Origin of the sequence: Bacillus sp. DC4300-2b2, assembly GCF_049895685.1 — a bacterium.
In the GTDB taxonomy this organism is placed as follows: Bacteria; Bacillota; Bacilli; order Bacillales; family Bacillaceae; genus Bacillus; species Bacillus safensis.
The window spans coordinates 375171-391105 of record NZ_JAFCSW010000002.1; the positions used below are offsets into that span (position 1 = coordinate 375171).

At 40.5% G+C, this 15935-nt stretch carries 12 protein-coding genes; all 12 read right to left on the bottom strand.

Translation table 11 applies throughout. The annotated features are described in order from the left end of the window. Positions 1-143: 143 nt before the first annotated feature. The 12 genes from ACP69X_RS06795 to mraY all read right to left on the bottom strand — a co-directional run bounded on the left by ACP69X_RS06795 (position 144) and on the right by mraY (position 15857). Positions 144-4460 carry a S8 family serine peptidase gene (locus ACP69X_RS06795; protein ID WP_426052539.1) on the bottom strand — a complete coding sequence of 1439 codons (4317 nt, stop codon included), beginning with the start codon at positions 4458-4460 and terminating at the stop codon, positions 144-146. 302 nt (positions 4461-4762) lie between these two features. Continuing rightward, entirely contained in the window at positions 4763-5908 is a 1146-nt protein-coding gene (gene ftsZ, locus ACP69X_RS06800) for a cell division protein FtsZ (protein WP_024426931.1), read from the bottom strand. Between the two features lie 33 nt (positions 5909-5941). Further along, on the bottom strand, positions 5942-7264 hold the full coding sequence (gene ftsA / locus ACP69X_RS06805) for a cell division protein FtsA (RefSeq protein ID WP_024424253.1): 1323 nt from the start codon (positions 7262-7264) through the stop codon (positions 5942-5944). Between the two features lie 159 nt (positions 7265-7423). Then, the gene (locus tag ACP69X_RS06810) at positions 7424-7792 is read right to left on the bottom strand and encodes a small basic family protein (protein WP_003210988.1); all 369 of its coding nucleotides are present in this window, start codon (positions 7790-7792) and stop codon (positions 7424-7426) included. After that, entirely contained in the window at positions 7792-8517 is a 726-nt protein-coding gene (locus ACP69X_RS06815; protein ID WP_426052540.1) for a DUF881 domain-containing protein, read from the bottom strand. Before ACP69X_RS06815 ends, ACP69X_RS06810 begins: the two co-directional genes overlap by 1 nt. Positions 8518-8537: 20 nt before the next feature. Next, positions 8538-9227, bottom strand: coding sequence for a DUF881 domain-containing protein (locus ACP69X_RS06820; protein WP_024424255.1), 690 nt, complete (start codon positions 9225-9227; stop codon positions 8538-8540). Further along, the gene (locus ACP69X_RS06825; RefSeq protein WP_073979462.1) at positions 9224-10003 is read right to left on the bottom strand and encodes a cell division protein FtsQ/DivIB; all 780 of its coding nucleotides are present in this window, start codon (positions 10001-10003) and stop codon (positions 9224-9226) included. The genes ACP69X_RS06820 and ACP69X_RS06825 overlap by 4 nt, the downstream gene beginning before the upstream one ends. 127 nt (positions 10004-10130) lie before the next feature. Beyond that, the gene (murB, locus tag ACP69X_RS06830; RefSeq protein WP_338527578.1) at positions 10131-11042 is read right to left on the bottom strand and encodes a UDP-N-acetylmuramate dehydrogenase; all 912 of its coding nucleotides are present in this window, start codon (positions 11040-11042) and stop codon (positions 10131-10133) included. 31 nt (positions 11043-11073) lie between these two features. After that, the gene (gene murG / locus ACP69X_RS06835; protein WP_073979461.1) at positions 11074-12168 is read right to left on the bottom strand and encodes an undecaprenyldiphospho-muramoylpentapeptide beta-N-acetylglucosaminyltransferase; all 1095 of its coding nucleotides are present in this window, start codon (positions 12166-12168) and stop codon (positions 11074-11076) included. Positions 12169-12366: 198 nt separating this feature from the next. Further along, positions 12367-13467 carry a stage V sporulation protein E gene (spoVE, locus tag ACP69X_RS06840; protein ID WP_024424259.1) on the bottom strand — a complete coding sequence of 367 codons (1101 nt, stop codon included), beginning with the start codon at positions 13465-13467 and terminating at the stop codon, positions 12367-12369. A 59-nt stretch (positions 13468-13526) separates the two neighbouring features. Then, a complete protein-coding gene (gene murD / locus ACP69X_RS06845; RefSeq protein ID WP_041085213.1) occupies positions 13527-14873 on the bottom strand; it encodes a UDP-N-acetylmuramoyl-L-alanine--D-glutamate ligase in 1347 nt (448 codons plus the stop codon). Between the two features lie 9 nt (positions 14874-14882). Then, a complete protein-coding gene (gene mraY, locus ACP69X_RS06850) occupies positions 14883-15857 on the bottom strand; it encodes a phospho-N-acetylmuramoyl-pentapeptide-transferase (RefSeq protein ID WP_034317997.1) in 975 nt (324 codons plus the stop codon). Between the last annotated feature and the right edge of the window lie 78 nt (positions 15858-15935).

A 15935-nucleotide genomic window follows, 5' to 3' on the forward strand; every position in this document is an offset into this window, starting at 1 on the left:
GATAGAGAACTTTTGGTGGATTGTTATTGTTTTTGTCGAGGAATGAGAGCACAAAGCAAGAGAGTGTTCTACCGGACAAGCCTCCAAACAATTGTTCGAAACGAAAAAGACACGCTCCAAGGAGTCGTGCCTTTTTTTAAGGTTTATTTTTCATTGATATTTAATGTGCCTGGAGCCTTTTGTCGTGTGACATTTCCATAATCATCCCGCACAATCACTTCAATGACTGCACCTTTTGCTTTGGCGGTAGAGGTAGCTGTCCAGTAGCCTTCATATGTTCCGTTAGCTACCTCGCGAAGCGGCAGCTCTGTTGTATTTTGCAGCTTTGATCTAGCGTTTGTCAGCGGCATATGAATGACAAACGTTGCGTCTAGCTTTTCTCTGCTGCTAAATGAAATTTTAACAGACTCACCTGATGATAGATTGACATTCTCTGCTGGTGTCAGCTTCGAAATCTCAGGTGCTTCGTATTGAACATCGATATCGACTTTTTTAGTCGTTTTGTTTCCTGCTGCATCTTTCGCTGTTACTTTGATCGTATTTTTCCCGTTTTCAAGCAGTATTCTTACAGAATATTTCCCACCTTTTATTGCTGCCTTTTTTCCATTCACAGTGACTTGATCAAGATGAGCATCCGTTACCTTTCCTTCTACAGTGAGAGATTCTTTGTTAGACTTTTCCCCTTTTTTCGGTGTATCTATCGTTAACGCTGGGGCTGTTTGATCAATGATCACCTTTACTGATTTGGATTTTTTCGTTGCACCTTTATCTGTAACAGTGGCAGCCGTGAATACATGCTCTCCGCTTGACACTGTGACCTCCTCTTTGAAAACACCTGACTGGTCTGCTTTCACTTTGGCAATCTCTTCATCGTTTTGATAGATCGCTACATCAAGCCCTGGAGAGGCTTTTCCTTCAATCTCCAGTTCATCTTTGCTCGTGATCGTTCCTGCTTTTGGAGATGTTATTTCTGGTACATCAGCTTCATATTGGACAAGCGCACGAATCATATAATTTCCCTCTTCTTTTGGAGAAGGAGAAAAGGAACCGCTTGTCAGCTGCCAGCTTCTTTCAGCATTTGGTCCATCTTCATCTGTTGCAAGGCCTGGAGATTCCGTATTCTTTTTCGTTTGAATATAGACAAGATAGAAATCTCCCTCCACCGTAATGGCTTGATCCTCTAAATCTACTTTTGTCCATTCACCATTGCGCAGCGCATTCGCTTTGAAAGGTCCAGCGACTTTCTCACCGGGAGCGCCGTCCTTCCCGGACGCATCATACACTTCAACCGCAAATTCATTCCCGCCAGGAGCTGGCCACTCTGTTGTCCAGAAACGGAAAAGCCCACCTGTGACTTGCGCTTGTTTCTTCCCCTTTTCTAATGAAAATTTCACCGCCCAGCCATTGCCAGGATCATAGAACGCTCGTGCATTTTCAGCTGTTCCGTCATCGTAGCCAATTTCGCCAGCAAAACCAATGAAAGGTTCCAGGTTAATTGCTTTTTCAAGCGGCTTTTCTGTCACATCCGCTGTAAACGAATATCCTTTAAACCCTTTCGCAAATACTTTGACTGTATACACACCGCTCAATGCCTCTAGAGAAAACTCGCCAGATTCATCTGTTTTGACCGGCTCAATTTTCGCATCCTCTACAAGATAAACCGTAGCATCCTTGACTTTTTCACCCGTTGTTTCGTTTACAATTGTCCCGGAGATCGTTCGTTTCTCAAGTGGCTGCAAAGAGAAATTCGCCTCTGCCGTGTCACTTGAGGAAATATTGACTTTTTGGGTGCGTGATTCAAACCCATATGCTTCAGCTTTCACTGTAAACTCCCCTGCACCATGAGAAAGCTGATATCTCCCTGTCGCTTCATCTGTGTACGTGGACTTGCCGCTTTCAAGCACACTGATTTCTGCCTTCATCGGAAGAGCTTTGATTGACGGAGCATCTAAGCTTTTTTCCTTTTTCATCTGGACATGTTTTTCTTTTATTTTAGCAGGCTTTGCCCTTTTCGGATCAACGGGTTTCTTCTGCTCGTGTGCAGGCTTTTCTTTTTTGATGACGCCAAGTTGTTTCTTTGCCTTTTGAGGCAAGGCTTCATCTGTTATTTTCACATCATCTAAATAAAAACCGTCTTTTGTCACACTGCCATCTGTTCTTAGCTGAAAAATAACTCTCACGTTCTGACCTTTGTAGGCAGATAAATCAACTTCTCCTTTTGTCCATGCACTTGTTTTACCTGTATAGGCTGCCACCTGGACAGCATCTTCCCCCTCAGGCTGCACATGAATATGCACATAGTCATAATTTGCTTCAAGGTCATGCCAGTATTGATATTGTAAAAAGGAGGAGCCTGACTCAGGTACAGCAATCATCGGCATAGATAAATGAGCATCTGTTGAATTTTCATAAGGACTGTCTAGGTTTGTGGCATAGACATGATCTCCAGTAAAGGCTTGTTTCGGACCTGTGGTCGGTTTTCCCCACTGCCAAGGATCTTTTGTTCCACCACTGAACCATCCACTAGGCCATGCTTCAAAATCTTGCGAGTAGCCAGTCGTGATGGATGTTCTAATCGGAAGCGTATACGGTTCTGATGCGGCTTCATTTTCTCCAAAATCTTTCACAATCCATCGGTACGTGACGTTTTCTCCCTCAAGTTCTGGTAGCTGGACAACATATGTCCCCTTTAAATGATTTCCATCCGTACGTTTTGCTTGCAGCGTCTCCCTTTTCCCTTGATCCACTTGATAGCTCAAGGAGACATTTGTCACAGCTACTTCATCTTCGGCTGTGATGCTTAGAGGAGTTGGCGTAGAGGCAAAAATTTCATTCGGTCCTTTATGAGAAAAAACAGGTCGTTCCGTATCTTCCCCTTCTTTTGTTACCTGTCCTTCAATCTTGCCAATTCCATCTGTTAATGCTGTGATCGCCTCTCTTGCATCAACTAATCCTGCCCCATAGCCATTGTTAGGGGATTCCGGGAATTGCTGATCTGTCAGCGGCTTTGCAGTATCAATGAGAATTTCTTCGATCTCTTCAACAGACAGATCTGACTGTGCTTGGCGAAGAAGAGCCACAACAGCTGAAACATGCGGACCTGCCATCGAGGTTCCATTCCAGCCATCCTCATACCCTTTTCCAGGTATAGAAGAACGAATGTTTACCCCTGGGGCCGCGATATCTGGTTTCATGACGCCATAGGGAGAGGGACCTTGCAAAGAGAAAGAACCCAATTTGTTGTTTTGATCTGTTGCACCCGTCGCAAAGGCTTCTGGATAGTTCGCAGGATTTGCAATAGATCCCTCACCGCCAGGGTTAAATAAATCCGTATTACCAGCTGAAAACTCTGGGAAGATATCTGCCGCTCTCCAAGCATTGACCACATCTTTATACCAATCATCAAGACCAGGCCCGCCGCCCCAAGAATTATTGACTACATCTGGTGCCTTTTCTGGATGAGGGTTTCCGTTTTCATCTTTTGGAGCTAAAATCCATTCACCTGCGTCAAGCAGATCAGCATCTGATCCACCATCTTCTGAGAAAGCTTTCACCGCAATCCATTTTGCACCTGGTGCGACGCCAATTTGATTCTCTCCATTTGGCTCAGAGCCAACCATCGTTCCCGTCACATGTGTACCATGCTCTAAATCATCGTATGGCGTTTCAGAACCTGTCGTTGCATCGTACCAATTGAATTCATGAGAAGGTTCATTCGGACGTGCAGGATCAAATCCGCGGTACTTTTCTTTTAATGCAGGATGATCCCATTCCACACCTGTATCAATACTTGCCACAACGGTACCAGTACCGTCATAGCCTAAAGCCCATGCTTCTGGGGCATGAACTTGAGAAATATTCCACTCGATTCCATCTGCTGCTTTGATTTGTTTGTTCGGCTTTGAAGTCTTCAAATCAACAGGACGATGAATTTGACGGATTTCATTTGGCAGCACTTGATCTACTTCTGGGAAGGAAGCCACCTTTTCCATGACTTCTTTCGTTCCCGTCACAGCGAGACCATTCACAATATAGTACGAATGAATATCCTTTACTTGCTTTTTCTTTTGTGCCTTTTGTAAATAAGCAAGCAGCGCTTCCTGCGTCTCTTCAGATGTTGCTCTTAGTTCTGATACAACAGCTGATCTTTTTGTGTACTGCGTTTTAGCAGCTGTTAACTTCTGTTTTTTGGCTTTTGACACAGCATCCTTCGCCACTTCTTTGACATTTGTTTGTTCCTTCATTTTGACTAAAAAGGTCACCTTGTCTTCTTGTTGAAACTGTTTCATTAATCTAGATGATATCTTTGCTTTTGTTTTCTTGGAGGATACAGCTTCCTCTTGATATGAGGTAGAAGTCGATTTTGCTTGAACCATCCCAAAGCTTGTCATCGTTAAAGTACCAATCACCAAAAGACTCATCAAACGATAGCCGGCGGTTTTGCGAAACTTCACTTTCAATCAAATCCCTCCTCCTCAAATGGTCAAACAGAGTGCGGGTCTCACTCCTCCCTTTCCTTTGTTCATGACAAAATTCATGGTGTTCTATTTAATGTAGTCAAATAAAGTTCATCATTTTGTCGCTTTTTGTAATAGGATTTAAAAATGATTCTTTTTACTTAACCATCCTAAGTCTAAATACACATGTTAAATAAAGTAATCCAGACAGATTTAAGACTTTTTGATTAGTAGTGATACGGGTTTCTTTATATATGAGACATGAAAAAATCCCCTTCCGGTGGAAGGGGATGAGTGATACTCGATTAGCGTTTATTTCGATTGCGCAAGAACGTTGGGATATCCAGCGTATCATCGCTTGATTGTGTATTTTGTCTCGGCTGAGATGATGACTGCTGATGTTCCTCACGTTTGACTTCACGTTTTTGAGGAATGGATTGATTTTGCTTTAATCCTTGCCCTAATGGATTTCTTTGTGGTTTTGACACCTCTGGCTCTTGCTCAATAAATCCAGTTGCGATCACGGTTACCACAATTTCATCCTTCAAGTTATCATTAATGACAGAACCGAAAATCATGTTTACATCTTCATCAGATGCAGAAGCCACAATGTCCGCTGCTTCTTGTACCTCATAAAGACTTAGGTTCGTACCACCAGTAATATTCATGATAACACCTTGTGCACCGTCGATTGCCGTTTCCAGAAGTGGTGAAGAAATAGCTTTCTTCGCAGCTTCAGCGGCACGATTTTCACCTGTTGCAACACCAATACCCATAAGAGCAGAACCTTTATTGGACATGATCGTTTTCACGTCAGCAAAGTCAAGGTTGATTAAACCTGGTGTGGCAATAAGGTCTGAGATTCCTTGAACACCTTGTCTTAGCACGTTATCTGCTGCACGGAATGCTTCAAGCATTGGCGTGTTTTTATCAACAATTTCAAGCAAGCGATCGTTTGGAATGACGATTAATGTGTCAACTGCTTCTTTCATAGAAGCAATTCCTTCGACTGCTTGAAGCTGACGTTTTCTTCCTTCAAATGTGAAAGGACGAGTCACGACTCCAACTGTCAATGCACCAGAATCTTTTGCGATCTTTGCAATGACAGGTGCAGCACCCGTACCAGTTCCACCGCCCATACCAGCAGTAACAAAGACCATGTCTGCGCCTTTTAATACTTCTTCAATCTGTTCTTTGCTTTCCTCAGCAGCTTTTTTACCGACTTCAGGATTCGCACCTGCTCCAAGCCCTCTTGTCAGCTTAGCACCGATTTGCATTTTCGTTTCTGCTTTTGATAGATTTAACGCCTGTGCATCTGTATTGACTGCAATGAAATCGACACCTTGTACGTCATTTTCGATCATTCGGTTGACAGCGTTATTTCCGCCTCCACCTACTCCGATTACTTTAATTGATGCTAGGCCGTCTATATTTGTTTCAAACTCCAACATGCTGAATCCTCCTAATCCGTCGAAAATCTAATTCTATTCCCAGAACATATTAAATAGTTTTTTCATTTTGCCCGGTTTTTTATTTGTCTCTTCTTGTGCTTTTTGTTTTACTTTCGGTCTTGGCTGCGCTTCTTTCACTTGTGGTGCAGAAGAAACCGGCTCCATGGATGCGCCTACTTCATGAAACGCCTCATCCGGCATTTGGAATCCAACCTGTCTGCCCTGAATCTTTGCATTGCGATAAGCAAAGTGGATCAGACCCACTCCTGTCATATACTGAGGTTCTCTCACCCCAATATAATTTGGACTCGCAATTCTAACATTGTTTTGCAAGACCGTTTGTGCAAGAGAAAGGATACCTGGTATAGCCGCCTGTCCACCTGTTAGAACGAATCCGCCAGGCAAATCATGGACACCCATATTTCTTAATTCCTCTGCCACAAAGAGCAAGATTTCTTCCAGCCGAGCTTCGATGATATTAGCCGCTTCAAGCTGTGTATACGTCTGTTTCTGATCGGTACCGATGACAGAAACTTCAAATGTTTCCTCAGACGATGCCTCATCATAAAATGCATGTCCAAATTGTTTTTTGATTCGTTCAGCTTCTTCAGTAGAAGTTCTAAGTCCTATAGACAAATCTTTTGTAATGTTCTCTCCGCCCAAAGGGATACTGTGAGTAGAATAGAGATGCCCGTTTTCAAATACGGAAATCGTTGTAGATCCGCCGCCAATATCGACGAGAGCTACCCCTAGATTTTTTTCATCTTTCGATAATGCTGCTGAGCCCGATGCGAGCGGCTGCAAGCAAATATCCATAATTTCAATTCCAGCTCTCTCTACACATCGGAGCCAGTTATGTAGAATCGTTTTAGAACCTGTAATTAACGATCCATCCACCTCTAGCCGAACACCAAGCATTTTTTTCGGATCAGTGATCTCATCTCTTCCGTCGACGATAAATTGTCTCGGGATGACGTCTACGACGAGATGTTCTTGAGGAATAGATACTACCTGTGCAGCATCTAAGACACGTCTCACATCTTCAGCATGTATTTCTTTGTTTTCACTAGATACTGCGACCACGCCACTCGTATTCTGAATATGAATGTGGTTTCCGTTAATTCCGACAATCGCCTTTTGTAAAGGAAAACCTACCATTCTTTCAGCCTGTTCAAATGCTTGTCTAATAGAATGAACTGTCTCATCTATATCAACAATCGATCCTTTTTTTAACCCTTCTGAAGGGACATTTCCAACACCTATAATGTTAAGCGAATCATCCGCCATTTCTCCGACGATGACTTTAATATTGGATGTACCGATGTCAAGGCTGACGTAAATTTCATTGTTGTTCATTCTATGGCACCTCCTCACATATCAATACTTTCTATTCTATTATTTGCTGAACAACAATACAATGAATGTGTTTTTACAAGTGTGTAACAAAACTTAAAAAATCAACATTTTTTATTAGGATTACTGAAAATATTCGTTACATCATATGTATATCCTTTTTTATGACTCACTTTTTTTCTTTTTTTCTCTAGAAATTGTCCATTTAGTTAGTAGAATTCTTCGAATAACTGCTATATTTTGAAACAATCTAACGCCGAAAGCAAACATTCCGACTAAATACAAGTCTACACCAAGATGGACGCCCAGAAAAGCTAAACTTATTGCAAGTATAATATTAAAGAAGAAGCCTGATACAAACACTAGTTCATCGTATGCCCCTTGCAGATGTGCCCTGATTCCACCAATCAATGTATCAAGTGCAGCAAGTACAGCGAGGGAAAGATAATTAGAATACTCATTCGGTATCGTAAAATTTGTTAAGAAACCGATCGCAACTCCTATGATTAAGCCAAGTACAGGAAGCCACATTAAGATTTTCCCTCCTTTACATCGTCAAGAGGCTTCAACTCGTTTACCTGAATTGCACCGTCATATGCTTTTAATTGAATTTGTTGCTTCGGCTGGCTAATACTTAAGCCGAAATTTTCCTGAGCAAACAAATCACCAATATCTGATACATTTAAACGGCTGTATAATTTGTCAGCCTGATCGCTGATCATCTTGATGGTCACTTCATCACCATCTAAGCTGTAGCCATCCATTTTTGTCGTGCCATTAATATCTCGAATCACACTTGTATTAATCACACGATGTTCATTAATGGAAATATGTTTTGCCCCATACATATTGGCCTCGTTGATTAGCTTTTTCAGAAGATCAGGTGGGATATTTTTCACTTCTTCTCCGGTCAGATCCTTAGAGAAGAGCTGAGAGATGTCAACTTCAATTCCCTCCCCTGTTACTTCTGTAAAACCAGCCTTTTCTTTTAAATCTTTTAATGTTTTTGTTAGTTGAGCTTCTTTTGATTGATCACCTTGATGACCATACTTTTTCAGCATTTCATCGTATTTATCAATTTCTTTCAGTAAATCCAATTCTTTACTTTTAGATGCAGATAAATCCTCTCTTAGCTCCCACACATCGCGAGTATCACGAACTTTGGGCTTTTGCAATGAATTAAATTGGATGGAGACCATGATGCCGAATATCACCATTAAGGCTGTCAAACTAAGTAAAGGCTTCTTTTTCCTCAACACCACTCACCTTTTCACTTTTAATCTTTGTGTTTTAAAAGAGGATTCATACGAATATCCTTTTTTTCAATCGTCATCGAAATGTGATCACTTGTCAGCTGATCGACCACTCCTCCTGCAATATTTAATGCAGGTATTAACACAGCCGGATCACCGATAGCAGAAATGACAAACGGCGCTGGATGCTGAACACCGTCAACTGTGACAACTGGGCCGTTACAATGTATGTATGATTGGTGTGTAATTCTCTGTCCATTAATAGATACGGCAGAGGCCCCTGATATAAATAGTTCGTTTATCACATGAAAAATGTGGCTCTCATGAACAATGTAATTATTGACATTTTGTCCACTCGGGATATAAGATGCATCTTCAAGGGATACTTTTACCCCTTTTCCTTTTACGCCGATCTCTCCTGTAAACATCCTGTATTTCTCAACATCTTCCAATACATTAAAATACTGCTCTTTTTCATTTTTCAAATTGGACTCAGTGGCTTGAACCTGTGATTGAAGACTGTATAATTCTTTTTCAAGTTTCTGATTCGCCTTTTCTTGCTTTGTCAGCTGACTTTTCAAGGAGTATTCTTTTTTCCATTGCTCTGTGCGAATGACATCTGCCTGATGCTGCTTAGTATATTGGTATGAAAAAGAAATCAGAAAACCAAGAACAAGCATTACAATTGAGAAAATAACTGTTTTGCCTCTCAACGTTCATCTTCCTTTTTCTTAGATTTAAACGATTCAAAATACGTCGCCACTTCCATATGGATTGTGCCTTTTTCAGAAGGAGAAAGTTCTTTTACAATGGCAGGATAGGTTTTCATTTTATCAGCGAATGTTTTAATCGATGCAATCACAGTGTTCCCGTCATTCATATAAAATTTAACGAGCCATTGGTTTGAGCTTGTCGGCACATAATATATTTCAGAGATGAGTTCCTGAATAGAGGCTGGCAGCTGATTTAAAGATCTTACAGTTTGCTTCAGCTTCTCTTTATTGTCCCAATCCACAAAAATAGGTCCTGCATGACTTGGTGTGACTTCTTCTGGTAATGCTGTCCCATTTTCAAGAAGCTCATAGTATAGATTTCCCTTTTGAAGATACGCAATATTGGCATATTCTTTGACAGCAATACTGACCTTATTCGGAAAATGTTTTTTGATACTGACACTTTTAATCAGTTTGTTTTGTTTAATATGATCTGCTGTTAAATCTTTATTTAAATTCCAAAACTCTGTTTCGCCTTCTTTAATTTGGGAAAGTTTCACAAGCTGTTTTGTAGGGACATGCTCGTTACCCGTAATAGTTAAAGAAGAGATTTTACTGATTGGTGTCTGCAAATAAATAATGATTAGAACCATGATAAAAAACAGTAGAATAAAAGAAATTAGTCTCCGATTCGCTTTCTGCTTCCTTTGTTCTTTAATTTTAGGAATTCGTTCTTCTATATTGACGATCTTTTCATTTTCATGATCAGGCCGCATATATATTCTTCACCCCATTCAAAGCTGCTTGTCCACACCTTTGGGTCATCATTTTGATGAGAAAACAAACGGCATTCTTTCATGCCGTTTGTTTTCCTGTGATGCCATCATTCATAAAAACTAGCTTTTAATTTGCTTCACCGATAATTTCTACTTCTGTATGCATATCTACATTGTAGTCATCTTTAATTTTCTTTTGGATGTACTGAATTAAGTCCAGCACGTCTTGAGCAGTAGCCCCGCCAGCGTTCACAATAAAGTTGCCATGCATATCAGAGATTCTTGCACCGCCAATTTGATACCCTTTTAAATTCGCTTTTTCTACAAGCTGTCCTGCATATTCAGGCAGCGGATTTCGAAAAATACTTCCGGCACATGGTCGATTATAAGGCTGTGTTTCCTTGCGATAGTCTTTATTTTGGTGCATTTTCTTTGTGATTTTCTCGCGATCATCCTGTTTGAGCTTAAACACGGCCTCGAGAACAATGCCTGGTCGTTCCTTTTGAAGGACAGATGTTCTGTAGCTAAAGTTCATCTGCTCATTTGTTAACCACTCGATGCTTCCATCTTCAAATAAGATTCTCGCTTTCACAAGGATCTTACTGATATCAGATCCGTGCGCACCTGCGTTCATATAAACAGCACCGCCGATAGATCCCGGGATACCAGCTGCAAACTCCAGCCCTGAAAGACCCTGCTTACTAAGAGACGTTGCAAGCCTTACAACAGAATAGCCGCCGCCAACTGTAATCTCTTCATCATTTACAGTTAAATGATCAAGTCCAGCGCCTAACTTCAGGACAACGCCACGTATTCCTTTATCAAGTACGAGTAAATTCGATCCTCTCCCAATAACCGTCCAGTCCGCGTGGTGTTTTTTTATCTGATCCATGATCGTTTTAACTGCATCGATATCTTTAGGAACGATCAATAGATCTGCCGGTCCGCCTATTTTCATTGTCGTATGATTTGCAAGCGGCTCATTTTCAAGCACTTTACCGACTTGCGCTTCTAATAATTCATTCTTCAAGTTCTCCATATTACCCTCCGCCTTACCTAATATCATTCCATCATGTAGTCGTAATTTCTTTTAATACATTATATAAACGTCCAGCCGCATCTGGTACTCCAAGTTCTTTTGTTAAACGGCTCATTTCGTTTAATTTTTCTTCATTACCAGCAATTTCATCAATGGCATGAAGGAGGCTCTCTCCAGAAAGCTCTGATTCTCTTAAAACGATTGCAGCATCATGCTTTTCTAGTGATCTTGCATTGATTTCCTGGTGATTTGCCGTCACGTATGGGCTTGGAATAAAAATAGTTGGAATTCCAAGGGCTGTTACTTCAGCAATTGTCGTGGCACCCGCTCTTGCAACAATCACATCAATTGATTTCAAGTACTCCGGCATTTGATGCAAGAAAGGCTTCGTAATCATATTAGGTGCTGCACCTTTTTCCTTTAGTTCGTTCAGCACTTTTTCATAATGAACCTCACCTGTGATATATAAAAGCTGATAGTTCTTAGCCTTTAATTCATCTTGCATGTCAATGACAGCTCTATTAATCGGCGCAGCACCCCGGCTCCCGCCAAAAATAAGAACCGTTTTTTTCGTTTCATCCAGCCCAAACTCCTTCAGAGATTTCCCCTCTTTTATAGAGACGACTTCAGAGGCTCTAGGGTTTCCCGTAAATACAACCTTTTCAGAAGGAAAATGTGCCTTTGCTTCTTCAAAGCAGATGGCTACCTTATCAACATATCTCGCCAGAAACTTATTTGTGATTCCAGGCAGACTGTTCTGTTCGTGAATAATAGTCGGGATTTTCAGCTTAGAAGCTGCATAAACAACAGGGCCGCACACATAACCACCTGTTCCAATGACCGCATCTGGTTTGAATTCTTTTAAGTAAGATTTGCTTTTTTGAACGCCCTTTAGAAATCTCATCACCGTTTTTACGTTATCAAAGGAAAGCTTTCTTTTAAAACCTGTAATTTCTATGGACTTGAAAGGGATATTTTCTCTTTCTACAATTTTCTTTTCAAGTCCATTTTCAGTACCAATATATAAAAATTCTACATTAGGATGCAGTCTTTTCACTTCTTTAATAAAAGCTAAGGCCGGATAAATATGTCCGCCTGTTCCGCCTCCACTGATTACTATACGCATTATACCATTTCCCCTCAATTTTTTTCTGCTCTGAACAAAGTATAAACCCTGTTTTAAACAACAGGGCTCCGTTAAAACCTGTAAAGAAGAGTCAGAAAACATGTTTTCAATACGAAAGCTGTCTTTTTCACTCTTCAAATCATTTTTTTGTACTTTTGCAAAATAAATATCATCATGGTTTCATGAACTAGCAGCACATTAATATCTAGCGTATCTGCTTACATTCAAAAGTACGCCAATTGCCATCAGCATTAATGTCAGTGATGAGCCGCCATAACTTAGGAATGGGAGCGTGATACCTGTCACAGGGATGAGTCCAGTAACAACTGCGATATTAATCATCACTTGAATGGCAACCATTGAAATGATGCCAACTGCTAGGAAACTTCCGTATAAGTCTGGGGCTCCAAGTGCTATTCGTATGCCTCTCCATAATAGAACACTAAAGAGCAGCAAAATGAGTGATCCTCCTATAAAGCCAAGCTCTTCAGACAATATCGCAAAGATGAAGTCTGTTTGAGGCTCAGGTAAATAAAAGAATTTCTGTCTACTTTGACCGAGACCCATTCCGAACAGACCGCCTGGACCAACAGCGTATAAGGATTGAATAATTTGAAACCCACTGCCTAGTGGATCTTCCCAAGGATTTAAGTACGATGTAATTCGTTTTATGCGGTAGGGCGCTGATAAGACGAGTGCAGCAAATCCGCTGAGCCCTAAAAGACCGAGAAATATAAAGTGAGCAATTCTCGCACCTGAAACAAATATCATAATAATACAGGTTCCAACCATTACCGTCCCTGTTCCCAAATCTGGCTGCAGCATTATGATGGCAAATGCAGAAAACACAATGCCTAATGCTGGTGCGAAACCTTTACGAAAGGATGTGATATTTTTTTGTTTTTCAGATAAGAATTTTGCAAGAAACGCAATCATCGCAAGCTTCATAAATTCAGAGGGCTGAATACTAAACGCACCGACACCGATCCAGCTTCTTGATCCATTTCTCTCCATACCAATACCTGGAATAAGTACAAGCAGTAAAAGGAGAAAACAAACAGCAATCAATATCTTTGACCACGTCCGCCACGTCCAATAATCGACTCGCATAATGAAAAACATCGCGATAACTCCGATTCCGGCAAACAAAAGCTGTCTTTTTGCAAAATAAAACGAATCATCAAATTTATACGATGCCCACACAGCACTAGCGCTGTACACCATAATTAAACCAATCGTCAATAAAAGTAACGTAATGACAACAAGCAAAAAGTCCGGAGAAGTTTTCTTATTCGTCAAGAGACCGACACCCCAAGCATAATTCATTTGGGCTGTCAGTCATTATGAGAGACAAGCCCTTATTTAAGCATATGCACGGCGTTTACAAACATGTCTCCACGTTCTTCAAATGTTTTATGTTGATCCCAGCTTGCACAAGCCGGGGATAATAAAATCACGTCTTCTTCTTCAGAAATGTTAAACGCCGCAGGTACTGCTTGTTCAACATTATCGACATGTTTTACGTGATGTATTCCCAGTTCTTCACCAAGCTTCACAAACTTAGGTGCCGTCTCACCAAATGTGATGATTCCTTTTACATTTTTCATAAAAGGCTTCAATTCATCAAATTCATTACCGCGATCAAGCCCGCCGGCTAGTAAAATGGTCGGCTGCTTAAAAGCTGACAATGCTTTACTTGTTGCTAGTATATTGGTGGCTTTACTATCGTTATAAAATTTTCTGCTTTGAATTGTATCTACAAACTGCAGACGATGCTTCACTCCACTAAATGTCATGAGAACGTGTGCGATCGCTTCATTTGAACAGCCTGCATTTTTCACAACACAAATAGCTGCCAAAATATTTTCTTGGTTATGCTCACCAGGAAGAACAACATCCTTTAAATCAATGATATGTTCATTTAGGTAGTAGATCGCACCATTTTTAATATACGCACCATGTTCTACTTGCTCTTTTACCGAGAAAAATACTTTTTTTGCTTTTGAAGCTTCGGCCAGTTTTACGACTGATGGATCATCAAGGTTAATGACAGCTATGTCATCTTCAAGTTGATGTGCGTATACTTTCTGCTTTGCTTTTTCATATTCATCACGAGTGTGGTGATAGTCTAAATGTGCATCAAAAATATTTAATATTAAGCTGATTTTAGGTCTAAAATCAACTGTTCCCATTAACTGAAAAGAAGACAGCTCAGTTACAATCCACTCATCGCCAGCTGCCTTTGCAGCGACTTCGCTGGCAACTGTGCCAATATTACCTGCCACTAAAGTTTTTTGACTGTCGTGTTTCAGCATTTCATAAATCAAAGTCGTGGTAGTGGTTTTTCCATTTGATCCAGTAATCCCTATAAAAGGAGCTGAGGTTAAATGATAAGCTAATTCAATTTCCGTCCAAACTGGAATTTGGCGTCGAATCGCCTCTTGAACCATCACATTTTCATATGGAATTCCTGGATTTTTAATTAAAATCGTTATTTCATTATCATCGAACATACGAAGAGGATGGCTGCCACAAATGACATCAATCCCCTTTTCAGAAAGAAGTTGAGCAGGTTCATTTTCTTCAAACGGCTTTTGGTCATTTACTATAACATTCACTCCATGCTCATGAAGAATTGAAGCTGCCGCATATCCGCTTTTTGCAAGACCTAATACTAGTACATGTTCGTTTTTTAACATTTGCATCTTATTCAATTATAACCACACCTCGATGTAAATTCCTAAAACAGCAAGTAATAAACCAGCTGTCCAGAAGGTGACAACTACTCTCCACTCAGACCAGCCAACTAACTCATAGTGGTGGTGAAGCGGACTCATCTTAAAGATTCTTTTTCCAGTTGTTTTAAAGGAGATCACTTGAAGAATAACGGATAACGTTTCGACAACAAATACTCCTCCAATAATGACAAGTAAAATTTCAAGCTTTGTTAAAATGGCAATCGCTACAATCGCTCCGCCTAAAGCAAGCGACCCTGTATCACCCATAAATACTTTTGCAGGATGCGCGTTAAACACAAGAAACCCAAGAACGGCTCCAGCAACAGCTACTGAAAAGATCGCTACATCGTACTGTGATTGATTCCAAGCCAGTATAGCAAAGGCTCCAAAGGCAATAGCAGCGGTTCCAGATAATAGACCATCCAGTCCATCCGTTAAGTTCACAGCATTAGAACCTCCGACAAGCATGAAAATAACAAGAATAAAGTAAGCCCATCCTAAATCGAAGCTGACATCTGTTCCTGGAATACGAATCGTCGTTGCAAACTGATAATAATGGAAGACTGCATAAAAAATCACTGCGATCACAATTTGACCGATTAATTTCTGTTTCGATGTTAAACCTAGGTTTCGTTTCATCGCTACTTTAATATAATCATCTAAAAATCCTAATAGACCGTAGCCAAGCGTGACAAATAACAATAAAAACATTTCTGGACTAATCTCAGAAAATTTGTTGATCATCACAATCGTCGTAATTGTGATAGAAAAGATAATCATAATTCCGCCCATTGTCGGAGTACCTGATTTCTTTTGGTGAGACTGTGGTCCTTCTTCTCTAATACTTTGACCAAATTTAAGTCTTCTTAAAAACGGAATAAAAATCGGGGATAAAAGAACACTGATTAAAAATCCCATTATGATTGTAAACAATATCACCTGTTCAAGCATCGTTCTTTACTCCTTCCGAATTTCCAAAGCCGTTTTCCATCAGAAAATTGCATTCATTATTAAGGTATTCATTCGCGT

Bases quoted from the DNA above. Each gene is read 5' to 3' on its own strand.
- ftsZ (WP_024426931.1), bottom strand. From the start codon at position 5,908: ATGTTGGAGTTTGAAACAAATATAGACGGCCTAGCATCAATTAAAGTA.
- ftsA (WP_024424253.1), bottom strand. From the start codon at position 7,264: ATGAACAACAATGAAATTTACGTCAGCCTTGACATCGGTACATCCAAT.
- ACP69X_RS06810 (WP_003210988.1), bottom strand. From the start codon at position 7,792: ATGTGGCTTCCTGTACTTGGCTTAATCATAGGAGTTGCGATCGGTTTC.
- ACP69X_RS06825 (WP_073979462.1), bottom strand. From the start codon at position 10,003: ATGCGGCCTGATCATGAAAATGAAAAGATCGTCAATATAGAAGAACGA.
- murB (WP_338527578.1), bottom strand. From the start codon at position 11,042: ATGGAGAACTTGAAGAATGAATTATTAGAAGCGCAAGTCGGTAAAGTG.
- murG (WP_073979461.1), bottom strand. From the start codon at position 12,168: ATGCGTATAGTAATCAGTGGAGGCGGAACAGGCGGACATATTTATCCG.
- murD (WP_041085213.1), bottom strand. From the start codon at position 14,873: ATGCAAATGTTAAAAAACGAACATGTACTAGTATTAGGTCTTGCAAAA.
- mraY (WP_034317997.1), bottom strand. From the start codon at position 15,857: ATGCTTGAACAGGTGATATTGTTTACAATCATAATGGGATTTTTAATC.